This window comes from Melioribacter sp. Ez-97 (assembly GCF_051488665.1).
Classification (GTDB): domain Bacteria; phylum Bacteroidota; class Ignavibacteria; order Ignavibacteriales; family Melioribacteraceae; genus Melioribacter.
On record NZ_JBPSEG010000002.1, the window covers coordinates 71,506 to 95,359 of the forward strand.

The following is a 23,854-nucleotide window of genomic DNA, read 5'->3' on the forward strand; positions in this document are numbered from 1 at the left end:
CAGTCGAGGTCAGTGTTTGAAATTTCTTATTCCTGTAAATATCATAGATATATTATTTTCATTAGCCGCTTTGATAACTTCTTCGTCGCGCACAGAGCCTCCGGGCTGAATAACGGAAACTACTCCGTATTTGGCAATTTCAATAAGACCGTCCGCAAAGGGAAAGAAGGCATCCGACGCCGCCACTGCACCCTCGAGATGATGACCGAATTGTTTTGCTTTAATAGCTGCAATTTTAGCCGAATCAACGCGCGACATTTGTCCGGCTCCAACGCCGAGCGCTTTGCCGTCTTTAACGAAGACTATCGCATTCGACTTTGTATGTTTACAAACCACCCATGCAAATTTAAGGTCTTCGATTTCCGATCGAGTCGGCTCTCTTTCAGTTACCACCTTCATCATATTATCGGAAATTTTAGAATTATCTTTATCCTGAACCAACAAACCGCCGGGAACGCTTTTAATAACCGGCTGATTTTCGTCCGGATATTTTTTAATATGTATCAATCTTCTGTTCTTCTTCTTTTTCAATTCATCGAGCGCTTCTTCAGTGAAAGAAGGGGCGCAAACTATTTCCAGAAAAATATCGTTCAGTTTACGAGCCGTTTCTACATCCACTTCTTTATTGAAAGCCACGATACCGCCGAAGGCAGACACGGGATCGCCCGAAAGGGCTTTCTCGTAAGCTTCCGTAACTGAATTGGCTACTGCGGCTCCGCACGGATTTGTATGTTTAATTATTGCGCAACCTGTTTTATCGAACTCAGAAACCAATTCCACGGCTGCTGTCAGGTCGATTATATTATTGTAAGACAATTCTTTCCCGTGCAACACTTCGAAGTAATCGGAGAAATCGCCAAACAACGTTGCTTTTTGGTGCGGGTTTTCGCCGTACCTTAGCCGAAATGCCGTTTTGTAATTTAATCTGACTGCCGTCGGCTCGGGCAGAAATTCTTTCTCGAAAAAGTTGGCAATAATAGTATCGTACATCGAAGTATGAGAAAAAGCTTCGGCAGCCAATTTACTCCGCGTTTCCAAACTGATTTCACCTTCATTCAATTCTTGAAGGAAGCGCTCGTATTGATCGGGATTTGTGAGTACCGATACATATTTGTAATTCTTGGCTGCGGCTCTAATTAAACTCGGTCCGCCTATATCGATATTTTCAATTTTAACTTGGAGCGAAATGTCATCACGGTTAACAACCTGAGGAAAAGGATAGAGATTGACGCAAACTATATCAATCGGAACGATATTATTTTCAGCCGCCTGTCGAATATCCTCTTCCAAATCGCGTCGCATTAAAATACCGCCGAAGATTTTCGGATTCAGCGTTTTAACCCGTCCTGAGAAAATTTCCGGATAAGAAGTAAAATCGCTAATCTCAGTACATTCGACGCCGTTATCCATCAAAGTTTTGGCTGTCTTACCTGTGGCAAGTATGCCGTATTTATGCTTGATAAGTTCCGAAGCAAATTCGACTATATTAGTCTTATCCGATACGCTTATTAAAGCTAACTTTTTCAATTTTTTACTCCGCTATAATTACTCTGTTATTTTGAATACTGATTTTGCCTTCGGCAAATTTTTCTACTGTGTACGGAAGAATTTCATGTTCAATTTTCAAAACTCGTTCTGCAATTTCCTCGGGCGATTTTACATCCGATATATCGACGCACTTTTGCAAAATAATTTTGCCGTTGTCATAAATTTTATCTACGAAATGAATCGTGGCGCCGGATACTTTTGCAGACGAATTAAAAACAGCCTTATGCACATTGAGTCCGTACATTCCTTTTCCGCCGAAAGCCGGCAGTATAGCCGGATGTATATTAATAATCTTATTTTCGAATGCATCGACAAAACTGTCGGGAATTTTCTTCAAAAAACCGGCAAGAACTATTAATTCCACACCGCGGTTCTTGAGTACTCCTATTAAGTCGTCATAGCTAATAAAATCCCCTTTGGTTTCATCTGCAACATAATGAACGGGGATATTATTCATTTTCGCGTATTCAACCGCCGCGCAATCGATACGATTGCTTATTAACGCAACGATTTTAATTTTATCAGCGGATACTTTTTCGTTAATGGCTCTGAAATTTGAGCCCCGTCCCGACACAAACACTGCAATATTAATCATAAATCGTTCAATATTTGCCGACTAATTAATTCTCTTGTTTAGTTTTCTCTTCAAATTTTCTATTGACGCCTGTATATAATCGATAAAATCATATTTATTATTATCTTCGGCTAAAGTCAAGTAGTGCAAAGCTTTTTCATAATTTTTCTGCGAATAATAAGAAGCAGCCGTCAGAAAATAGGATTTGGGAATAATCCAAAAGAATTTGTTTATTTTGATTTTGTGAATATTTTCAGAATAATAAATCGATTCATCATACTTCTTTAAACCGTAAGCAGCTTCGGAAAGATAGAGCAACGCAAAGGCTTTTTTAACTCCCGTCAATGAATCCGCATAAACGCTTAATGTGTCATATACCTGTTTGTACCTCGTTGCGCAGATGTTATTACTCATACGAATTAATAATAAATCTTCATCGTTTATACCCGAGTCTTTAAAATAAGAAGCCAATTTTTTAGCGTAGGCGTCCTCGAATAAGTCAGGGTTGCCTTCGTCTATTCTTTCGAGGCTTACATAAAAAGAATCGTTCAGTCCTAAAAACTTAAAACAGAGAGCCGATTTCAGCGCGGTTTCACTCAGGTAGTCCGGTTCGCGGGCGGTATCATAATAGATTTTATAATTTTCGAGAGCTTTAGCAAAGTTATTTCTACAAAAATAAATATTGGCAATTCTGTAACGAGCCAGAGCCGAAATCTGAGGAAATTCTTCTTTGTTAATCTTAATTACCTTATTGAATAAAGAGAGCGCATTATCGAGCTTGTGTTTCTTAAACCGAACAAGTCCCTGCTGATAAACGAATAAACTGTTGCCGGGATATTTTTCAACAAGTTTATTAATGTATATTTCAGCGCTGTCATACTCGGCAATATAGTCGACATAAATTTTAGATAGATGGAATGCGGCTTCTGTCCTGTCGTATTTTCCTTTTTCGTACGCAAGTTTTATGTATCTGAGCCCCCTTGCTTTATCGGAGGAAAGTCCGGTAAGATTCAAAGTCCATCCCAAAAATTCGGGTATAAAACTCATTGCATAATCGAAAAGACCGAGTCCGAGATAAGCGTCGTAAAACTTAGGATTAATTTCCAGAGTAGTATTGAACAGTTTAACCGCTTTTTTGCTGTACCAGAAAGCGTCTACTGCGGAATTATTAATGGCATAAGCCATCGCTCTTAACGAAGCCAGATTGCCGGACATATAAGTATAATAAGCGTTCTGGGGTTTATTTGATAACAGGAGGTCTAATTTTTCCTCTGTCAATTCGGCAAATTTAAGGAAGACATAATATTGTCCGATATCATGGCTTGCCAGGAACGACCAGAAATAAAGTTGTGCAATACGAAAATAACCGTCGGGTAAATTCGGTTCGGCGTCTAAGACTTTATTGTATAATTCTTCGGCTGCTTTGAATTCGAGATTATAAGCTTTGTTCAATCCCTGATTTAATAAATATTCCCTTCTGCTTTGAGAAAACGAGCTCGTAAAAAAAAGAAAAGAAAGGAAAACAAAAAGTAATTTTCCGTTCACTTTTTCTCCCGGGAATAATTAAACGCCGCTTTGACAAATTCCCTGAACAACGGGTGAGCTTTGGTAGCTCTCGATTTTAATTCCGGATGGAACTGACAACCGACAAACCAGGGATGGTCTTCAATTTCTATCATTTCCACGAGATTTTCGTCGGGCGACAAACCGCTGAAAATCATACCGTGTTTTTCCAACACAGATCTGAATTTGTTATTTACCTCGTAACGGTGTCGATGGCGTTCTGATATTTTTTGTTTTTTATATGCTTCGAAAGCTTTGGTTTTCTTTTTGATTACGCAGGGATATGCTCCGAGACGCATAGTTGCGCCTTTCACTTTCACTTTTGCCTGGTCGGGCATAATGTGAATTACATTGTAAGGGCTTCGGCTGCGGAATTCCTGACTGTTGGCAGATTTAATTCCGCACACATTGCGCGCAAATTCTATAACTGCGCACTGCAATCCGAGGCATATACCGAAGAACGGTATTTTATTTTCTCTGGCGTATTGAATTGCTTTAATTTTGCCTTCAATGCCGCGTTCGCCGAATCCTCCCGGTATTAACAGCCCGTCAAAATCTTTAAGTAAAGGTTCTGCGCCTTTTTCTTCGATTTCTTCCGAAGAAATGAATTCGGTTTCAACTTTCAAATCATTTTCCGCCCCGGCATGAATAAACGCTTCGGATATGCTTTTGTAGGCGTCTTTATTTTCAATATACTTGCCGCAGATGGCAATCTTTACTTTATTTTCCGCGTGCAATACTTTATCTACGAATTCTTTCCATCCGTCGAGTTTGATTGTAATATCGGGCAGTTTTAGTCTGTCGAGTACAATCCTGTCCAATTCCTGTTCGTGCAGCACGAGCGGCACTTCATAAATTGTCGAGCAATCGTAGGCGGAAATAACCGCTTCGGTTTTAACGTTTGTAAAGAGAGCTATTTTCTCGCGTATTTCCCGCGGCAGTTTTTCTTCCGACCTGCAGACGAGTATATTGGGTTGAATTCCGAGTTCGAGCAGATTTTTGACGCTGTGCTGAGTCGGTTTGGTTTTCATTTCGCCGGCGGAAGAGATATACGGCACAAGGGTCACGTGAATACTTATGGCGTTTTTCCTGCCGCTTTCCAGCATAATTTGGCGCATTGCTTCAATAAAAGGAAGACTTTCGATATCGCCTACCGTACCGCCGATTTCGGTAATAACAATATCGTATTTACCCGACTCGCCCAACAATCTCATTCTTCTTTTAATTTCGTCGGTAATGTGCGGAATCACCTGAACTGTAGCGCCTAAAAAATCGCCTCTGCGTTCCTTTGTAATTACTTCATTATAAACCTGCCCTGTGGTCGTATTGTTAGCCCGCGACATGTCGACGTCAAGGAAACGTTCATAATGTCCCAGGTCGAGGTCGGTTTCGGCTCCGTCATCAGTTACATAGACTTCTCCGTGCTGGAACGGATTCATAGTGCCGGGATCGACATTTATATAAGGATCGAATTTTTGAATAGTTACGCTGTATCCTCTTAATTTAAGCAGGAGCCCGAGCGACGAAGCAGTAATGCCTTTTCCCAACGACGAGACTACTCCGCCCGTGACAAATATGTACTTTACCTTCTTCTTATGTGCCATTTTTCTTAATTTTTATTAGAATTTTTTTAAAATGAAAAATAAAAAAAATTGTCCACATCTGTAGTAAAAATTTTATAAAAAGCGGCTATAATGTTACTTATCGGGAATTTTTATGCTGTAGATTTTACCTTTGCGCGACGGTAAGTAATTGTCCCTCAGCCAGGGATTCAATAGTTTAAGTTCTTTGTATGAAGAGCCGTGACGTTTTGCGAAATCGGCAAGATCTTTTATTCCGTGTCTTACATTAACTGTTTTGTATCTGTACGGTTTGTAGAGTTCCTCCCGTTCTACAAAATACCCGTATTTTGCGGGATGAGTCATGATTTCTTTTATAGCCAGTATGCGCGCAACAAATCGGAAAGTTTCTTCATTTAAATAGAGCTCGTAATAGTTATCCTCTTTTTGTCTGTCAATCTGTCGGTCGATTCCGTTTGTTCCGTAATTATATGATGCCGCTGCCATAGTCCAGCTTTTGTATTTTGCGAAAGAATCCTTAATATATTTACAAGCCGCTTCGGTAGCTTTTTCAACGTCGTACCTTTCGTCGACCGCTTTCGATATTTCCAATCCGTACTTAATTGCAGCCGGTTCGGTCAACTGCCAGAAACCCGCGGCTCCCGCAGGCGATACCGCATTTGTTAAATTGCTCTCAATTACCGCCATATATTTGAAATCGTCCGGAACGCCGTGTTTTCTAAGTATAGGTTCAATAACTGGGAACCATCTGTTTGCCCTTTTTAGATTGAGCAGAGTGGATGAATTCCAATGCACATTAATTAATATTTCGCGTTCAACGCGTTCATATACATCCTCAATATTCATCGGAGCAGGCTCGCCGCAAAAATCGATCCGAGTCGGTATTTCGGGCGCGAATACTTTGTATTCAGGATTTTTAAATTCCACCGTAATTTTACGATAATTTTCGTGGCGAAGAATATAAATCAATATCAGTGCAAGTATGATAACCGCAGCAGATAATAAAGTTATCGGTATATAATAAAGGTTTTCTCTTTTCATATAAAAAAAAAGCTGCCCTGTGGGGGCAGCTTCGATTTGCTAAGATTTTTTTCCGAATGCAATTTCTTCGAGCATATCCGTAGTAACAGATTTTGGACGTTCGATCGGATATCCGAGACCGCGCGCCCATATGATGTTTGAGCATACTCCTAAAGCTCTTCCGATACCGAAAAGTACGGTATAGAATTCGTACTCTCTTACTCCGTAATGCCATTGAATAACGCCCGATTGAGCGTCGACGTTAGGCCACGGATTCTTTGCTTTGCCCTGTTCTAACAATATTGGAGGAACAACTTTGAACAAGAGGTCTACATATTTAAATATCGGATCATCCGGCAGGTGTTTCAAACAGAACTCTCTTTGAGCCATGTATCTCGGATCGGTTTTTCTCAAAACGGCATGTCCGAATCCCGGAATAACTTTACCCGATTTAAGAGTATCCCAAACGAACTTTTTCATTTCTTCTTCCGTAGGTATTTTACCGCCCATCGAATCCATAACGCCCTGCAGCCATCTGAGCACTTCCTCGTTGGCAAGACCGTGCAAAGGACCGGCTAGACCGTTTAGCATAGCGCTGATAGCATAATAAATATCGGACAAAGCGCTGGCAACTAGATGCCCCGTATGAGCGCTGACATTGCCGCTTTCGTGGTCGCTGTGAAGTATAAAATAGAGGCGGGCAACGTCGTCGTAAGGCCTGTCGATGCCCATCATGTGAGCAAAATTGCCTCCCATGTCGAGGTCGGGATCGCTCGGGATTATATCGCCGTCTTTATATTTCCATCTGTAAATATGAGCCGCTATTTCGGGTATTTTAGCCAGCAAATTCATTGCGTCTTCGTAGTAAGCCGACCAATAATCTGTCTTTTTAATTCCTTTTCTGTATTCTTTATCGAATACCGAGTCGAGGTGCATCGACATGATCGCCGTTGCAAACATCGTCATCGGGTGGGAATCTTTCGGCATAGCATGAAGAATATCAAAAACATATTGAGGCACTTTTTTGCGGGCGTTAAATTCTTTGTGAACTTCTTCGACTTCCTGCATAGTAGGAATATCGCCCGTCAGCAAGAGATAGAGAAATCCTTCCACATATGGCATTTCGGCGCCCGGTACCTTCGGAAGTTTTTCGAGCACTTCAGGTATTGTGTACCCTCTGAAACGGATTCCTTCAAAGGGGTCGAGATATGAAATATCAGTAACCAGGCATTTAATACCTCTCATCCCTCCTATAACCTGGCTGATTTTCACCTCGTCTACTTTCACGTCTCCGTACTCCTTAACCAAACGTTCGGTTCGGGGTCTGTGCTGTAGAATCTTTTCTTCGAGTTTTTTCTTAAGTGACGACATAATCCCTCCGTAATTTATTTGAGTGTTCTATTCACAATCAGTCGTTTACTCGAGTGCTATTAAAAATTTCAAGTGATACGTTTTCCGCGCTCTGAACCGCGCTTTCTATAGTAGCCGGCAATTCCGGTATAGTCCAGTCGCCTCCAATAAATAAATTTTCTACTTTTGCAGTAATTCCGGTATTATTTAACAACCTTTCGCCAGAAGGAACAAAAGTTGCCCTTTTTTCTTTAATAATTCTGAAACTTCTCACCGATTTTCTGTTAAATATAGGAAAAAATAATTCTAAATTCGAGTATAATTCGGATAATAAATCTGCATTATTCTTTTTTATTAATTTTCCCGCCGAGCTGGAAGTTATCGATAGATATTTCCCATGATTGAAAAGCCAATGGTAATCCGTTCCAAGCAAAGCATAATACTTTTCAGTAAAAGGATTATCTTCCAAAAACAAGTGAATATTGAGTATCGGAGAGTATTCAAGGGAAGGGATACCGGAACTGAGGCTACCGTTAAAATTAATTTTACTTAATGCATGAGCCGGCAACGCTGTAACGACCATGTCAAAATCATCGTAAACGTTGTTTGCGGTAACAATTTTCGTGATTAATCCACCATCAATCCGGAATTCCAGAACGCGATCGGATAGAAAAATGCGCCCGCCTTTAGCTAAAATAAAATCTTTCGATTTTTCAATATACATCGCTCTCAAATTCTTACGAGGCAGAATGAATTTATACCCTTCCTTTCCGGAAAAGAATATTCTCTTAATCACATTTTTGAAAACGGATGCCGAAGCTTTTTCGGGATCGGCATTCAGGGCGCCTACGCACAAAACTTTCCAGAAATTTTCAATTGCTTCGTCAGTTTGATTATTATTTTTCAACCAACGAGAAACGCTGACATTTAATTCCCTGTCATTCTCCCCTATTCTAATTTTCAACATCAGCGCGAGGATACGAAGTCGGCTTTTCCAATTAACGGCGTCAAAGTTAGTAATTGCGTCGATTAAGTTAAGAGGATAAAATTCGTCGATAGCCCGGAGATATGATATTCCTTTATCCGGTTTTATGAACGGGACCCTCAAAGGTAAACGTTCGATTTCGGATTCTGCGCCTATTAATTTCAGGAAACGAAGAGTTGATTTATAGCAACCCATTAACAGATGCTGCCCGTTATCGAATTCCAAACCCGAATCAGGTTCGAATATCGTATAGGCTCTTCCTCCCAATTTTGGAGAAGCTTCGAGCAGCGTAACTTTATATCCTTTTTCGGAAAGAAAAACCGAAGCGGCTAAACCCGACAGTCCCCCTCCGACAACTATGATTTTCATACTCAATAGACGAGATTATACTTAATCCACGTTCCCAGAGAGAGGGCGATTTTTTCCGTGGAAGAAACTTTTATATTGTTATTAAAAACATCGTAATTAGCTTTCCGGATTTTCTTCAACAGTCTTTCGTAAATATGCTGCATTGCGCGCGCGGGAAACATTTTAGGCTTATCTTCGAAGTCTAAAGAATTGTCGGCTTTATCAAAATAAAATTCCGCCCTTTTACTTTCAAAATCCATCAATTGAATAAACTTGTCGTTGTATTTTTTGGTTCTCAGATCTTCGATCGAATAATCAAATTTATCGAGGTCGTACTTGGGCAAATAGATTCTGTCGTTTTCGATGTCTTTGCCTACATCCCGAATAATATTGGTTAATTGCAATGCGATACCGAGATTTACGGCATAATCTTTTGCTGAGCTGTTTTTGTAACCGAATATTTCAATGCACATCAATCCGACTGTGGAAGCCACTCGGTAGCAATACTGAACGAGATCGTCAAAGCTGAGGTAGCTCTTCTTCTGCAGATCCATTTCCATCCCTTCTATTAATTCGAAGAAGGGTTCTATCGGGATGTTGAATCGAGTAATAATCTGGTTGAGTTTGTTGAGCAGAGGATAATCGGAACGACCTCTCAAACCTTTTTCGAATTCGATTCGCCATTTTCTTAATTTCTCATATTTAATTTCATCTGGCTCCGAAGTTTCGTCAACGATGTCGTCCGTAGTTCTGCAAAAAGCATAAACGGCGTTCATGGCTTCCCGCTTTTCGGGTTCGAGCAGCGAGAACGCATAGTAAAAACTGCTTTTGCTGTTTTGCGCTATTTCTTTGGCTTCGTCTTTCATTTGAACATAGCTTTAAAAAATAACTTAACAAAATCGTTTATCTTCAGCGTTGGTCTGTATTCGAGTGTATTGTAATTGTTACGTTCAATATAATCCAAAATTTTATTACCGCCAAGTATCGTAAGTTTTAACTGACAAATCAATCCTCCGGCGGCATTGGGATGATTCATTAGAGCGGGAATAATTTTTTCGCCTCGCTCGTAAAATTTTCTGTTTCTGTCTACCTGCAATTTAATCAGTTTTCTGAATCTTGCTTTTTCTTCGTCGTTGAAGATAAGCAATTTATCGTCGTCAAGTTGATATTCCTTCATTTCATCGAGAGGAATATAGAGTCTGTCTTTCAGGAAGTCAATCGATATATCCTGGTAGAAGTTTGTCAACTGCAGAGCCGTACAAACCGAATCGGAGTAATCGAATATTTTATCAACGCGAATATCGAACAATTCAAGGATTATTCTACCCACCGGATTTGCCGAATTACGGCAATATTCCAGAACATTATCAAAAGTCTCGAATCGGTTTACGGTTATATCCGATTCAAAAGCCTTGAGCAAATTAAAAAAATTCTCTTCGGTCAGATTAAAATTTTTAATTGTTGAGTCGAGAGCCGCCCAGAAATTATCGTAATAGTTTCCATTGAGAGCGTTCGACAGTTTGAGACGGTACAAACTCAGATTCTCGAGACGTTCTTTTATCTCCGCATCGCCTTCGTCGGCAATATCGTCTGCAATTCGCGCAAATTTATAAACTATGGCAACATGTTTGCGTAGTCTTGCAGGTAAAAATAACGATGCTACGGGAAAATTTTCGTAGTGTTTGCGTGCGAATTCGAGCGCGTTATTATACTCGTTATCGATAACTTTATTAATCACACTGAAACTAAATTATGATGAATTAAGATAGTGAATTCCCGCGGAATAATAAATAAAAATGGGAGTAATTAAAGAATTGGTGCCCGGAACAGGACTCGAACCTGCACTGGCGTAAGCCAACTAGCTCCTGAAGCTAGCGTGTCTACCAATTCCACCATCCGGGCAAAAATCACGGCTCTAAATCTAAAAAATTTTATCGAAAAATAGAAACGGAATCTTGAGTTTCCGCAGTATCTTTTATTGCATATTTGGTCGGCAATTTAACGTAATTGTCGCGCATAGCGTCGTATGTATCAGGAATATCCCGCACATTCGAAATGTCCGTATAAATACCGTTACGGCAGTCTCTTGAATAAAGCTTAGGATTGCCGAGTTCGAAAATCGATTCCCTGCAATAATTGACCGTTACAATGTTACCGTTAGCCGGCATCTGGAAATCTTCAAGCGGCAGATCGAGTTGCTGGTAAACGTCGTGCATAAACAGCGCCCAGACCGGCAGAGCCGCTCTCGCGCCCTGTCCGTAATCGCCGGTAAACGAGACTTGCTGATCGTCAAACCCGACCCAAACGCCCGCGGCGAGTTGTGGCGTAAAGCCGATAAACCATGCGTCCGCAAAATCCTGAGTTGTGCCTGTCTTACCTGCGGCGGGTCTCTGAAAATTAAACCGATATCTGATAGAAACGCCGGTTCCTTCGTCTACAGCAGTGCGCATCATATCCGTAACCAGGTAAGCCGTCTCTTCCGGTATAGCTTCTCTGGCTTCCGAAGTAAATTTATCGACAAGAATACCGTCTTTGTCTTCTATCTTCAAAATCGAAATCGGTTCGTTATAAATTCCCCGGTTAGCTAAAGTTGCAAACGCAGACGTCATTTCCAAAGGCGATACGAGAGAAGTTCCAAGGGCAATAGACGGATATAAATCGAGTTTACTCTTAATGCCCATCTTCTCGGCAAACAAACCTATTTTCCAGAGAGGAGCATAATCTTCGATTATCAATCGGGCGGCGACAATATTGATTGAATGAGCCAAGCCCGTTCGGAGCGTCGTAAATCCTCCCGTCGACAAATCAAAATTCTGAGGACTCCAGCCGTTATAATCGAATGGCTGATTCAAAATCGGATACGCGGGATAAAGACCGTTGTCGATAGCTACCGAGTAGACTATCGGTTTGAAAGCCGAGCCGGGCTGTCTTTTAATTTGCGTTACGTGATTCAACCCGTAGAGGAACCGCTGATTGCGCCCTCCCACCATAGCCTTTATTTCGCCCGTTTTAACGTCGAGAACTACAAAACCGACTTCAATACGGGTGGCGGCTTTCTTAACCGAATCTACAAATTCCCTGTCGTATTTGAATCTGTTATAAACTTCTTTTCTTGCTTCCGCATCCTGTGCGGTTTTATATTCAATTCTGTTTCTGATAGCCTTGTCAATCAATTCATTTAAGTCGCCTTTATATTCACTCCATTTCCAGCTTCTGTCGAACTGTTTTTGAAAATCGTTCAGATGAAGTTCTACCGCTTTATTTGCTATTTCCTGCATTCTGCTGTCCAGAGAAGTATAAATATTCAAGCCGTCGCGATACAAATCATAACCGTATTTGGCGGCAATCTTTTCCATTTGTCTGCGTATATGTTCCAGAAAGTGGGGTGCAATTGTGCTTCGGATGCCGTTTTTAATTTTTTCATATGATAATTTTATCGGCATTAATTTATACTTATCGTACTCTTCTTCGCTCAGATATCCCGTTTCCACCATATTTTTCATTACCAGATTACGGCGTTGAAGCGCTCTTTCGTAACGATTATAAGGATCGTAATAAACCCACGATTTCAGAATTGCCACAAGAACGGCGGATTCGGGAACAGTGAGTTCCTGAACGCTTTTGTCGAAATAAACTTTAGAAGCCATTCCGATTCCATAAGCTCCGTGACCGAACCACTGAACGTTGAGGTACATTTCGAGAATTTCGTCTTTAGTGTAATTTTTTTCAATCTGAACCGCCGTAATCCATTCTCTTATTTTTCTAATACCGGTATCGAAGAGAGTTTCGTTTTGAATTTTGAGGTCGTAAAGATTTTTCGCTAGCTGCTGAGTGATTGTGCTTGCTCCTTCTCTGCGTCCGAGAAAAATATTTTTAATCATTGCTTTAACAAACCTTTCGAGGTCGACGCCCCAATGTTCGTAGAATTTTCTGTCCTCCGTTGCAATCAAGGCTTGGATTACATGCGGCGGAACGTCCTTAATACTTATTTCAATTCTGTTTTCCTTAAAAAATTGACCTATCAACACGCCGTCGCTGCTGTATACGTTGCTCGCCAATTGCGGTCTTGGATTCTCTAGCTCTTCAAGCGACGGCAGTCCCTCTATGATATATTGTATAAAAAGCGCCGAAGCTGCAATCAGGAGAAGTCCGGTTAAAATCAGTGAATATCGTAAAACTTTTCTTTTTTTCTTAATAGCTTTTGCCATACCTTACCAATTGATTATTTGAAATGAATCGGTGAATTTGCCGTAACAAGGCTCGTCGAGCCATGACCCCAGATTAATATATTTCCCGTTATTGTATTCATACTCGGAACGAATATGCGTATGTCCGAATACCACATAATCATAACCTTCGTCAATTTTTTGTTTCGCTGTCTCGATAAGTCCGTCTTTTTTGCCATAGTCTTTTCGCGATGTGTACGAGCGGCTTGTTTTACTGGTTCCGCTGGCAAGCTTAATTCCGAGATCGGGATGAATAGTTGAATAGAGCCTTTGTAAAACTTTATTTCTCAGAACCCATTTAAGAATTCTGTATCCGGAATCGTTCGGCACAAGTCCGTCCCCGTGTCCTATAAAAAAATTTTTACCGTTCAACGTAAAAGACGCGGGGTTCTCGTACAATACCGCTCCTATTTCGTCTCGGAAAAAATTTCGGTGCAGGAAGTCGTGGTTCCCTATAAAATAATGAATCTTTTTACCCGACTCGGAAAATTCAATCAACGCCGCCAAGGTTTTATAATATCCTTTTTGTATAACGCGCTTATATTCGAACCAATAGTCGAATAAGTCGCCCAGTATAAAAAGTTCGTCGCAGTTTTCAGCCGCGAAATTAATCAGCTTGACTAATTTTGCTTCCTTTTCTTTTTCTTCGTCTTTTAAGCCGAGCCCGAGATGTACGTCCGATATAAAAAAATAGGTGGAATAATTATTCATCTTCTTTTTCTACCGTAAACTTTGCAAGTAATTTTGATTCCGGGTCCATAACTATTTCAACGGGTTCGAAACCGGTTATGATTTCAAAAGATTTATTTCTTTTGTCAATATAGAGTTTTTCACGCTTAGTCTCAGATTCTTTTTTTCCCGACAATATGATATCCAGCTGAAATATATAATTTTCGTATCCGCTTTGTAACTGCTCAACGTTAATTTTGTTCCTGTACTTGTTTCCTTCTTTGCTGACGCTCCATTTAGCTTCCAATTCGATTATTCCCGTGCCTTCGTAAATCCACTGATTAAAAAAGTAATCGAGGTTCACTCCGGATGTGGCTTCACATATCTCCTGAAAATCCCTCGTGGATGCGTTTTTATATTTATATTTATTCAAATAATTCCGCAGCGACGCAAAGAAGAGACTGTCGCCGATTTCATTTCTCAACATATGTAGCGCCCATGCTCCTTTATCGTAAATCGTTCTGCTGAAGAGTCTGATGCCCGGATTATAGAGAGGCGTGTCCGAAAAATTACTAATTTTCGGTTTCATAGTTGAAATCAGAGCGGATTTGCCCGCTTTCGCTTCCCAGTAGAGAGCCTCCGAATAAGTTGCAAAACCTTCATTCAGCCAGATGTCTTTCCAAGTGGCAGGACTGACGGCATTCCCCCACCAATGATGAGCCAGTTCATGAACAAGCATATCCTGAAAAAATTTTCTGCCCGTAATAAAATCCGAACCCACGCCGGTTAAAGTTTGATGTTCCATTGCGCCGTATTTCCATAAGAATTCGGCAACGGCGTACTTCTCTCTGGTAAATGGGTATGCTCCGAATAAATTCTCGAAAATATTCAAGTAAGCCGGATGATCCTCAAAATCCTTTAATGCCTGCTGAAATTTGTCAGGTAGCGCATAATACTGCAGGCTGAGCGTATCACCGCCCGTAGAAACATAATTAGTATAATAAGATTGATACTCGCCTGAATAAATTGCAATCAAGTAGGTAGAGATCGGATAAAAAGTTTTCCAGTGATAAATTTTTCTGTTTCCCTTTTCTTGAATTCCGGCAAGCTTACCGTTTGATAGGGAAACATAATCAGAGTCATTTTCAATATAGATATCGACTAGCGCTTTATCGTCCGGGCGGTCGTTACAAGGGAACCAGGTTGATGCGAATGTCGGTTCGTTCATCGTATAAACGAAATACGAATCTTCCAGATTTTCGAAATTAAACGACCCGAAACCTTTCTTAAGCGGCGTCCCCGAGTAACGAACTTCGAGCAGAGACGTATCGGGCAATGACTTCGCCGGTTCGATAATAATTTTGTCGTCGTCTCTTTTGTATCCGGTCTCCTTCCCGTTGAGTTTTAGATTATCAATCCGCATGTTGTCATAAAAATCGAATTCAATTTCATTTGCAGATTTCGATTTCGGAACGAAGAAAATTTCCGTTTCTCCGTTGATTAATTTATTCTTCGGGTGCAAGCTTACTTTTATATTGTAACGGATAACGTCGATATCCGAATCGGATTCAACCTCCAGTTCGTCTTGAGAAAATAGCATCGATTTGTAGAAACCGTAAGCCATCGGCGCGTCGGGAGAAAAGACAAAAGCACCGACCAACAGCGTAAGCGCAATGATTGTAAGTATGATTAACGGAACCAGAAACTTTTTCATTATGGAGAAAAAATAAGTTAATATTAACACAAAATTAATTAATTCTGACGTTGCCAATCAATTATTAATTGAATATATTTTAATGCAAATTGTCGAGGAAGCTATGGCATACACCGGCTCTGAAATATTAAGAAAAACCTTAACCATGATTCTTGCGGGCGGTCAGGGAGAAAGATTATTCCCGTTAACAAAAGACCGCACAAAACCTTCGGTTTCCTTCGGGGGGAAATACAGAATCATCGACTTTACATTATCGAATTGCCTTAATTCGGGATTCAGAAAAATTTATGTCCTCACTCAGTATAAATCCGACTCGCTGAACCGGCATTTATACGAAGCCTGGAACATCTTCAATCCCGAACTGGGCGAATTTATCTATTCGATACCGCCACAGTTCAAAACCAGCAGCGACTGGTATCTCGGAACTGCGAATGCAATTTACCAGAACTTCAACTTGATTGAAGATCATCAATACGACTGGGTATTGATACTTTCGGGCGACCATATTTACAAAATGGATTACCTGAAAATGATTCAATACCATATCGAAAAGAAAGCCGATTTAACTTTATCGGCAATTAACATACCCAAAGATCAGGCAAGCAGGTTCGGCGTTATACAGATTTCCGAAGATTACACAATTCAATCGTTTATCGAAAAGCCAAAGGATCCGCCTGCAATACCGAATATCCCGGATCAAAGTTTTGTGAATATGGGTATTTATGTTTTCAGCGTGAAGGCTTTGAAAGAAGCCATGTACAAAATGGAAGAAGAAAAGGTTCCGAGCCTCGATTTCGGAAAACACGTTATTCCTTATATGTTAAAGAATAATTACAACTTGAAAGCTTACCGTTTTATAGACGAAAACAAAAAACCGGAACCGTATTGGGTCGACGTAGGAACAATCGAAAGCTACTACGCAGCGAGTATGGATTTAATAAGCGTCAATCCCCATTTTAATCTTTACGACACGCACTGGCCGTTAAGAACCGAGCAAAGACAGTTCCCCCCTGCCAAAACGGTATCGCACGAAGGCGAACGCGTTGGACGCGCAATCAATTCCTTAATTACAGACGGCACTATTATCTCCGGCGGTCTGGTTGAAAGGTCGATACTCGGCTTTAATGTAAGGGTCAACAGTTATACTTACATAACAGATTCAATAATAATGGACAATTGCAATATCGGAAGATATTCGAGAATACGACGAGCTATTATCGATAAAAACGTACACGTTCCGGAAGGCACCGAAATCGGATTCGACCCCGAAGAAGACAAAAAGCGCTTCAAAGTGTCCGAAACGGGCATAGTTATCATACCAAAGAATTACAAATTCTGAGTAATAAGGCAGGGAATCATCAATTCCTTGCCTTGTTATCCTTTATAGTTTATTTTTCGCCTTATGAATGAAACCCTACAAAATAAACTCGATAATCTGCCCAATTTGCCGGGTATTTATCAATTTCTGGATAAAAACGGTAAAGTTATCTACGTTGGCAAAGCGAAGAATCTTCGAAACAGAGTCAGGAGTTATTTCCATAATAATATCGATTCTCCCAAAACGGCGGCTCTGGTTTCCAAAATCGCAGATATTGAATTAATAATTACTGATAACGAAATAGAAGCCCTTGTACTCGAGAACAATCTCATAAAACAGCTCAAACCGCGGTACAACGTTAATCTTAAAGACGACAAATCTTATCCGTATATCAAAATTTCGAACGAACCTTTTCCTCAGGTTTATCCGACTCGAAATGTAGTAAACGACGGTTCTAAGTATTTCGGACCGTATACGGATGTAAAGAGCATGAAGAAATCCCTCAGGCTGATAAATAAAATATTCAAGATTAGGAGCTGCAAATATCATATTACTCAGGAAACGATAGAGAAGAAAAAATATAAATTATGCCTCGATTATCACATTAAAAAATGCGACGGACCGTGCGAAGGTCTGATATCCGAAGATGAATACGGACAACTCGTAAAGCAAGTCATAAAAGTTTTGAAAGGCAAAACAGATGATTTGATAAGCGAACTGCAGCAGCAAATGCAACAGGCGGTACAAAAATTAGAATTCGAAAGAGCGGCGGAATTACGCGACCGTATCGAGCAATTACAGGTTTATTCTTCAAAGCAAAAAGTGGTAACAACGGAGAAAGAAGACCGCGATATCATTTCCGCCGCTTATGAAGGGAAAGACGTAGCCGCTACTGTATTGAACATCCGAGCGGGCAAATTAGTCGGTAAACGACAATTGACGCTGACAACTTCGGATAGTTTATCAACTACGGAAGATATTTACGATACGAGAGCGCTCTATGCTTCGATAGTTAAATTTTATTATAACGACTACATTGAAATACCCAAAGAAATTATATTGGAAGAAGAACCCGACGACAGCGATACGCTTATAGAATGGCTCAGCGAGAAAGCCGGTTTCAAATGTCGTTTTATCGTGCCGAAAAAAATGAGCGAGGCTAAGTCGTTATTGATGATGTGCAAACAAAATTCGATACTACACCTTAAAGAAATTCAGCTGCAAAAAATGAAAAAAGAAGGCAGCGTACCGTTTGTTATCGCGGCTCTGCAGAAAGAATTGAGACTAAAAAATCTACCGCGAAGAATCGAGTGTTTCGATAATTCCAATTTGCAGGGCAGCGACGCCGTCGCAAGTATGGTAGTGTTTGTCGACGGCAAACCGAAAAAAAGTTTATACAGAAAATTTATAATAAGAAGCGTTGTTGGCCCCGACGACTTTGCCAGTATGAAAGAAATAATCGAAAGAAGGTATTCGAAAATTTTGGACGGCAGCGAGCCGATGCCCGACTTGATTGTGGTAGACGGAGGGAAAGGGCAATTGTCCAGCGCGATGGAAGCTCTTGAAAAGTTGGGCGCAAAAAATTATGATATTATCGGACTGGCAAAAAGACTTGAAGAAATTTTCCTGCCCGGCGAAAAGGAACCGCATATAATCCCTAAAACCTCGCCTGTTTTGAAATTGCTTCAGCATATCAGAGACGAAGCGCACAGGTTCGCCATAACGTATCATCGTCAACGCAGAACAAAGCGGACTATTACAACAGAGTTACTGAATATTAAAGGCGTCGGTAAAAAATTGGCGGAAAAACTCCTAAGCGCGATGTCGATCGAGGAGATAAAACAAGCTGATGTCGAAAAACTGGCGTCAATAGTAGGACAAGCAAAAGCAAAAATTATCCACGATCATTATCATCCCGGAAGCATCTAGAAACAATAACGCTCAGCCGTTCAATACTCTCGTGGATTCTCTTATAATGAGCTCGGTTTCCAATACAACTTTTTCGGGAGGCAATAATACGTTCGATTCGATATTCCGAATTAATATCTCTGCCGCTTTCCTGCCGATTTCATGCTGCGGGGCTCTAATCGTAGTCAATGGTATCGGGTAGATACGGGCATAATAAATGTCGTCGTTGCCAACTATCGAGATATCGTCAGGCACTTTTATTCTTAGCTCCTTCAACGCCATAATAACGCCGAGAGCCTGCTGGTCGTTGAAACAGACGATGGCAGTCGGATAATCTTCTTTCTTACGGTTCTTAAAATACTCGATAGTTTTACCGAAGCTTTCTTCGAATTGCGAACCGATCGAAACAATCATATCGTCTTTTAGAATCAAGGGACTTTCGCTGAAAGCCTGCTTGAATCCTTCGATACGTTCCTGAGTGTGTGAAGATTGAGGCGGACCAGCAAAATGAACTATTTTGGTATGTCCGCAATCGAATAGATATTTCACAGCTTTTTTGATTGCGTTCTGGTTATCGATGGCAACCACATTGGCTTGTATTCCCTTTACGTCTTCCAAAAGAACGAAGGGATAATTTATCATCTTTAATTTAAAGAGATGTTCAATTTCAGAGCTTCCTTCAACGATCGGCGCAATAATAGCTCCTTTAATATCCTTAGACGAAAACATATGAGAAAATCTGATTTCGGATTCGTGGTCGTTTTCCGAACTGGTAACAACCACCGAGTAGCCTTTCGAATTGGCATATTCTTTTACCCCGGAAGCAATCGCGGTGTAAAACGGATAATTCAAATCTTTGATGATAATTCCGATAGCCTTATCCTGATTGCCGTTCTTTAAATTCCTTGCAACGCCCTTAGGTCGGTAATTAAGCTCTTTCATTATCTGGAGGATGTGATCGCGCGTTTCGGGCTTGACCGTATTTTTGGCGTTTATTACTGCAGAGACAGTACCTTTAGACACACCTGCTTTCCTAGCAACATCGACAATAGTAATTTTCTTCATATAATTTTTCCTGCTTTGGAACTCCCCAAATTAAAACGGTTTAATACCATTATAAAACATTCAAAAATACTTTTATATCCGTATAAAATCAAATTATTTTTAACGCTAAAATTCTTCAAAAAGAACGATTCAAACGTTTTCGGAAAAATTTCACGTAGGAACCAATTTTCTGAAATTTCATTTTTTTTATTTTTGCAGGGATAAATTTCAACAAAACTCCGGAGGTGTTGGCATGAACAATTTCGTATATCAAAATCCGACTAAAATTATTTTCGGCAAAGATACTATTGGAAAAATCGGGGAAGAAATTAAGAATCACAATATTAAATCGGTTCTTATTTTGTACGGCAAGGGCTCCATCTTTAAAAACGGCGTTTATGACAAAGTCGTCGAATCATTAAAAGCCAACAATATCCAATTTATCGAAAAAGGCGGAGTAAAACCGAATCCCGTGCTCGGCTTTGTGCGCGAAACAGTTCAACTCGTAAAGGAAAATAAAATCGAAGCTATATTAGCCATAGGCGGCGGCAGCGTTATCGATTCGGCAAAAGCAATTGGCGCCGGAGCGGTCTATGAGGGCGATATCTGGGATGCATTCGAAGGTAATGTTAAGCTTTCTGATTCCCTTCCGATTTTTTCAATACTAACACTTTCCGCTACCGGTTCGGAAATGAACGGCTATGCAGTCATTACCAATGAAACGGAAAATAAAAAATGGGCGTTTACTGCCGGATTGTCGTCTTATCCCAAAGTATCCGTTATAGATCCGACTGTACAATTTACATTACCAAAGGAGCAGACGGTTTACGGCGCCATAGACGCGCTCTCTCATATATTTGAATTGTATTTCGACGGAACTCCCGAAACGGATTTACCCGATGAATTAGCCGAAGGTCTCATCAGAACAATAATAAAAAACGTCAAGGTATTGATTGAAAAACCGGAAGATTACAATGCGCGTGCAAATTTAGCCTGGTCAGCCACTCTGGCATTGAACGGAATAATTGCCGCCGGCAGAAATTACGGCGACTGGGCAACGCATTCAATCGAACATTCGATTTCGGCGTTTTACGACGTCGCTCACGGAGCCGGACTGGCTGTAATTTTCCCCGCCTGGATGTCCTATAACATCAATTTGATTAATGACAAGTTAATTAGGCTCGGTAAGAATGTATTTGGGCAGCACATTAGTAAAGCCGAGGAAACCATAAAACAACTTGTGGAATTTTATAAGTCAATTGGCGCTCCCGTTAAACTGACCGACTTCGGAATTAAAGAAACAGATCTGGACAAACTTGCTGACAACGCGGCATTGCAAGCCCCGTTAGGAGCTCTCAGAAAATTGGAGAGGGACGATATTTATCGTATCTATTCAATTGCGTACAAAGGCGAATATTGAAAATCAAGGCTGCCTCTTTTTGAGGCAGCCCTGTTAACATTATTTCCCGTTTAATAAATTATCCACGGCGTTTACAAGAAAGATATACTCGGCGCAAATATCAATTACGTATTCGTTTTCGCCCCAGAGGAAAGGCCAGTCTTCTTTATTTTCGGGAAAATCCGGTTTAAGAATTAATAAACCAGGCACTACTCCTCCCGCAATAAAGGAATAATCCGCTCTGTTTCCGCCATAAGCCACTTTTTTGGAATGAACGCCTACTCCAGAAACAAACGAAATGTTAGAGGACGGATGAAGACCGTAAATATAGTTCAGTCCTTTAAAGGTATATTCCGGACTCATAATATCCGGGAATGCTTTATGAACATGATAATTCGTAATTGCCCAGCTTATTAATTCGTGATTGCCGGCCCACGGACGTCTTCCGATTAATACTCCGTACGGATTTTCTTTTAAAAATTCGTCGCACTCTTTTTTATATTCTTCTACGTACGGAACCAGTTTCTCTTTGAACTGACTGTCGAAGTACGGAATCGCCTTAACCGCTCTTTCGATAAAAAGTATGCGCGACAAATCGAGAGCGTTCCATATCAGATTTTCAAATCGTTCTTTATAACTTTCCTTGCCTGTAGAAATTAACAATTGTAAAGCCGCATCGATTTCACCTCTCATTCTGTATAGCGCAAATCTGCCCGTATCCTGCAGTTCCCAACCCGATTCATTGTGTTCTTTAACCCATGCATTTTCAGCAATCGACAAAGCCTCGGCTGCAAGAGAATCGTTAAATCCTTTCAAGGCTCTGTAAGCAGCCGCCATTGCGGCAATCGAAGAATAATTTAACGCCGGATCTTTACCGGTAAACGCCCATCTGTCGTCATTAACTCCGCTGTATTTCCCGTCGTTTTCATTTACGTCCATATCGGGATTATATATCATATTGTCTGTCATAGCCGACGGATCGCCTAGATGGTGATATTGATGAAGATTCGGAACAACTATTCCCCTGAAGGCATGTCCCACAGATTTATGCTGCGCAACCAATTGCAATGTTCCGTGTTCGATTTGCTGAAGCAGGTCTGGTTTGCCGTCGGGATGATGAATGTCGGTATATCTGATTTTTTGATCGATGAAAGTTTGGTCGCGGTCGATCTTAAAATGCTCCCAGCTATCTACAAAACTCATTATCGTCGTACAATGATGACCTGTCTGAATATCGAAGTCGCCGGCGTCGAACCAACCGCCGACGTCGAGTCCCGGTATATGCTCGCCGGGCTTGTATTTTGTCTCCGTGCTCTGTCCCATGCTGTAGCCGTCGAAATGGATATGATTTACCGGAGCCTGACGCGCGTCGTCCCGGCTGGGTAATCCGTGCCATACTCTGTAAGCTTCGTTGACGAACATATGATCCATCTGCACGGGAAACCATACGTCGAGCGTTGCGTGCCATGCAGATTTATATACATCTTTACTGACGGGAAAAGGCTTGGTTCGAATATCTCCGTATTGTATAGAGTATAAACCGCTTTCTGTTATTTCGGTGAAATCGAACGTAACGTACTTATACCTCAGAAAATCGCCCCAACGTTCTACTTTTTTTTCAAGAACTTTGCTCGTCTTTCCGTCGTCTTCAATCTTAAATAAAGCCGCGGTTTCAAACGGTTCGTCATTCTTATCCAGTTCGATTACGGCAATTTTATTTTGATCGGGATGATATCCTACCTGGGAATACGTGATTACCGGCTGCCGGATCCAATCTTTGATTGAATTTGCTTTAAGGAACCATTTTAACACTACCCCTTTCTTTCCTGCGGGCAATAACGACCTGACAACATACCAACCGTTTTGAGCCAGATTTCTGCCGTCATACAACATCAAGGTTCCTGTTAACGATTTAATGGTTACCAGTCTTTCAGGATCTTCGGGCGCCAGAGTTAATATTTTCCCTTTTGCAATGGGAAGCGGTTCGACAAACTCCCCTCTGCCCTTATCGTCGAAAGTCGAATGTCCTGCAAACTGAGGAATCTTTTCTTCCGCAGGTTTGACAATTACAGGACCTGTTGGATATAAAGGGAATATGCCGGGCTTACCGTCAATCAAATATGTTTTTTCGAAATAAGCCGAAGGCAAAAATTCCATATTAAAGCCGGCATGCCCAACCAATTTACCGGGCAGCGGTTCATCGAGAATTACTTCTATAATCGCGCCGTCTTCATATGCCGAAACTTTTACCCTCGAATTAAAATCGAATTCGTTGTACCGCAGCAATACTTCTATAGAATTATTCTCCCTGTCCACTTTTCTTTCAACTACCATGGGGATCTGATCCCACTGTTCCGGAGTCGGCTGAAGACGAACTCCTCCGCCTGTTGCCGTTCTCACTCCATGATGAATCAATTCGATACCGGCGGTTTTTTCGTCAAAGAAATAACCGGTATACTGATTGCTGAACACAAGCAAATTAACTCCGCGAGTTTCAAAATATTCCTTTTCGTTGATTTTTAATTCCTGCGCCGGTGACGAATATTGACTTAATATAAGAATCATAAAAAGAAAACATAATTTCTTCATGTTGCCTCCCCAATTATTG

At 40.9% G+C, this 23,854-nt stretch carries 17 protein-coding genes and 1 tRNA gene; 3 read left to right on the plus strand and 15 right to left on the minus strand.

The genetic code is table 11. The annotated features are described in order from the left end of the window. Nucleotides 1–9 precede the first annotated feature (9 nt). The 13 genes from purH to ACSSWA_RS02745 all read right to left on the minus strand — a co-directional run bounded on the left by purH (nucleotide 10) and on the right by ACSSWA_RS02745 (nucleotide 15,577). A complete protein-coding gene (gene purH, locus ACSSWA_RS02685) occupies nucleotides 10–1,527 on the minus strand; it encodes a bifunctional phosphoribosylaminoimidazolecarboxamide formyltransferase/IMP cyclohydrolase (protein ID WP_437355043.1) in 1,518 nt (505 codons plus the stop codon). Between the two features lie 4 nt (nucleotides 1,528–1,531). Further along, nucleotides 1,532–2,143 carry a phosphoribosylglycinamide formyltransferase gene (gene purN, locus ACSSWA_RS02690; RefSeq protein ID WP_437355044.1) on the minus strand — a complete coding sequence of 204 codons (612 nt, stop codon included), beginning with the start codon at nucleotides 2,141–2,143 and terminating at the stop codon, nucleotides 1,532–1,534. A gap of 21 nt (nucleotides 2,144–2,164) precedes the next feature. Next, nucleotides 2,165–3,667, minus strand: a complete 1,503-nt coding sequence (locus tag ACSSWA_RS02695; RefSeq protein WP_437355045.1) for a tetratricopeptide repeat protein — start codon at nucleotides 3,665–3,667, stop codon at nucleotides 2,165–2,167. Next, nucleotides 3,664–5,289, minus strand: a complete 1,626-nt coding sequence (locus ACSSWA_RS02700) for a CTP synthase (RefSeq protein WP_437355046.1) — start codon at nucleotides 5,287–5,289, stop codon at nucleotides 3,664–3,666. The genes ACSSWA_RS02695 and ACSSWA_RS02700 overlap by 4 nt, the downstream gene beginning before the upstream one ends. 93 nt (nucleotides 5,290–5,382) lie before the next feature. Then, entirely contained in the window at nucleotides 5,383–6,306 is a 924-nt protein-coding gene (locus ACSSWA_RS02705; RefSeq protein ID WP_437355047.1) for a lytic transglycosylase domain-containing protein, read from the minus strand. Between the two features lie 39 nt (nucleotides 6,307–6,345). Continuing rightward, entirely contained in the window at nucleotides 6,346–7,656 is a 1,311-nt protein-coding gene (locus ACSSWA_RS02710) for a citrate (Si)-synthase (protein WP_437355048.1), read from the minus strand. A gap of 37 nt (nucleotides 7,657–7,693) precedes the next feature. Then, the gene (hpnE, locus tag ACSSWA_RS02715) at nucleotides 7,694–8,989 is read right to left on the minus strand and encodes a hydroxysqualene dehydroxylase HpnE (RefSeq protein ID WP_437355049.1); all 1,296 of its coding nucleotides are present in this window, start codon (nucleotides 8,987–8,989) and stop codon (nucleotides 7,694–7,696) included. A gap of 2 nt (nucleotides 8,990–8,991) precedes the next feature. Further along, entirely contained in the window at nucleotides 8,992–9,834 is an 843-nt protein-coding gene (gene hpnD / locus ACSSWA_RS02720; protein ID WP_437355050.1) for a presqualene diphosphate synthase HpnD, read from the minus strand. Continuing rightward, nucleotides 9,831–10,706, minus strand: coding sequence for a squalene synthase HpnC (hpnC, locus tag ACSSWA_RS02725; RefSeq protein WP_437355051.1), 876 nt, complete (start codon nucleotides 10,704–10,706; stop codon nucleotides 9,831–9,833). Before hpnC ends, hpnD begins: the two co-directional genes overlap by 4 nt. A 77-nt stretch (nucleotides 10,707–10,783) precedes the next feature. Beyond that, nucleotides 10,784–10,870, minus strand: a tRNA-Leu gene (locus ACSSWA_RS02730). A 29-nt stretch (nucleotides 10,871–10,899) separates the two neighbouring features. Continuing rightward, entirely contained in the window at nucleotides 10,900–13,176 is a 2,277-nt protein-coding gene (locus ACSSWA_RS02735) for a penicillin-binding protein 1A (protein WP_437355052.1), read from the minus strand. Between the two features lie 3 nt (nucleotides 13,177–13,179). Further along, nucleotides 13,180–13,905, minus strand: a complete 726-nt coding sequence (locus tag ACSSWA_RS02740; protein ID WP_437355053.1) for a UDP-2,3-diacylglucosamine diphosphatase — start codon at nucleotides 13,903–13,905, stop codon at nucleotides 13,180–13,182. Next, nucleotides 13,898–15,577 carry a M1 family metallopeptidase gene (locus tag ACSSWA_RS02745; RefSeq protein WP_437355054.1) on the minus strand — a complete coding sequence of 560 codons (1,680 nt, stop codon included), beginning with the start codon at nucleotides 15,575–15,577 and terminating at the stop codon, nucleotides 13,898–13,900. The genes ACSSWA_RS02740 and ACSSWA_RS02745 overlap by 8 nt, the downstream gene beginning before the upstream one ends. 103 nt (nucleotides 15,578–15,680) lie before the next feature. Here ACSSWA_RS02745 and glgC point away from each other — a divergent pair, with 103 nt between their 5' ends. Together glgC and uvrC are read left to right on the plus strand one after the other, a co-directional pair. Then, on the plus strand, nucleotides 15,681–16,916 hold the full coding sequence (gene glgC, locus ACSSWA_RS02750) for a glucose-1-phosphate adenylyltransferase (protein WP_437355055.1): 1,236 nt from the start codon (nucleotides 15,681–15,683) through the stop codon (nucleotides 16,914–16,916). Between the two features lie 63 nt (nucleotides 16,917–16,979). Continuing rightward, entirely contained in the window at nucleotides 16,980–18,824 is a 1,845-nt protein-coding gene (gene uvrC, locus ACSSWA_RS02755) for an excinuclease ABC subunit UvrC (protein WP_437355056.1), read from the plus strand. Nucleotides 18,825–18,836: 12 nt separating this feature from the next. Here uvrC and ACSSWA_RS02760 read toward each other — a convergent pair whose 3' ends face one another. Next, nucleotides 18,837–19,868 carry a LacI family DNA-binding transcriptional regulator gene (locus ACSSWA_RS02760; RefSeq protein WP_437355057.1) on the minus strand — a complete coding sequence of 344 codons (1,032 nt, stop codon included), beginning with the start codon at nucleotides 19,866–19,868 and terminating at the stop codon, nucleotides 18,837–18,839. A gap of 232 nt (nucleotides 19,869–20,100) precedes the next feature. On the opposite strand from ACSSWA_RS02760, the gene ACSSWA_RS02765 reads away from it, so the two are divergent. Beyond that, nucleotides 20,101–21,267, plus strand: a complete 1,167-nt coding sequence (locus ACSSWA_RS02765; RefSeq protein WP_437355058.1) for an iron-containing alcohol dehydrogenase — start codon at nucleotides 20,101–20,103, stop codon at nucleotides 21,265–21,267. A 39-nt stretch (nucleotides 21,268–21,306) separates the two neighbouring features. Here the strand turns inward: ACSSWA_RS02765 and ACSSWA_RS02770 are convergent, their stop codons facing one another. Further along, the gene (locus ACSSWA_RS02770) at nucleotides 21,307–23,835 is read right to left on the minus strand and encodes a glycoside hydrolase family 9 protein (RefSeq protein WP_437355059.1); all 2,529 of its coding nucleotides are present in this window, start codon (nucleotides 23,833–23,835) and stop codon (nucleotides 21,307–21,309) included. Between the last annotated feature and the right edge of the window lie 19 nt (nucleotides 23,836–23,854).

What these genes read in the sequence shown, in the direction of transcription:
- purN (WP_437355044.1), bottom strand. Translation starts at nt 2,143, where the DNA reads ATGATTAATATTGCAGTGTTTGTGTCGGGACGGGGCTCAAATTTCAGA.
- ACSSWA_RS02700 (WP_437355046.1), bottom strand. Translation starts at nt 5,289, where the DNA reads ATGGCACATAAGAAGAAGGTAAAGTACATATTTGTCACGGGCGGAGTA.
- ACSSWA_RS02705 (WP_437355047.1), bottom strand. Translation starts at nt 6,306, where the DNA reads ATGAAAAGAGAAAACCTTTATTATATACCGATAACTTTATTATCTGCT.
- ACSSWA_RS02710 (WP_437355048.1), bottom strand. Translation starts at nt 7,656, where the DNA reads ATGTCGTCACTTAAGAAAAAACTCGAAGAAAAGATTCTACAGCACAGA.
- hpnE (WP_437355049.1), bottom strand. Translation starts at nt 8,989, where the DNA reads ATGAAAATCATAGTTGTCGGAGGGGGACTGTCGGGTTTAGCCGCTTCG.
- hpnD (WP_437355050.1), bottom strand. Translation starts at nt 9,834, where the DNA reads ATGAAAGACGAAGCCAAAGAAATAGCGCAAAACAGCAAAAGCAGTTTT.
- ACSSWA_RS02735 (WP_437355052.1), bottom strand. Translation starts at nt 13,176, where the DNA reads ATGGCAAAAGCTATTAAGAAAAAAAGAAAAGTTTTACGATATTCACTG.
- ACSSWA_RS02740 (WP_437355053.1), bottom strand. Translation starts at nt 13,905, where the DNA reads ATGAATAATTATTCCACCTATTTTTTTATATCGGACGTACATCTCGGG.
- ACSSWA_RS02745 (WP_437355054.1), bottom strand. Translation starts at nt 15,577, where the DNA reads ATGAAAAAGTTTCTGGTTCCGTTAATCATACTTACAATCATTGCGCTT.
- glgC (WP_437355055.1), top strand. Translation starts at nt 15,681, where the DNA reads ATGGCATACACCGGCTCTGAAATATTAAGAAAAACCTTAACCATGATT.
- uvrC (WP_437355056.1), top strand. Translation starts at nt 16,980, where the DNA reads ATGAATGAAACCCTACAAAATAAACTCGATAATCTGCCCAATTTGCCG.
- ACSSWA_RS02760 (WP_437355057.1), bottom strand. Translation starts at nt 19,868, where the DNA reads ATGAAGAAAATTACTATTGTCGATGTTGCTAGGAAAGCAGGTGTGTCT.
- ACSSWA_RS02765 (WP_437355058.1), top strand. Translation starts at nt 20,101, where the DNA reads ATGAACAATTTCGTATATCAAAATCCGACTAAAATTATTTTCGGCAAA.
- ACSSWA_RS02770 (WP_437355059.1), bottom strand. Translation starts at nt 23,835, where the DNA reads ATGAAGAAATTATGTTTTCTTTTTATGATTCTTATATTAAGTCAATAT.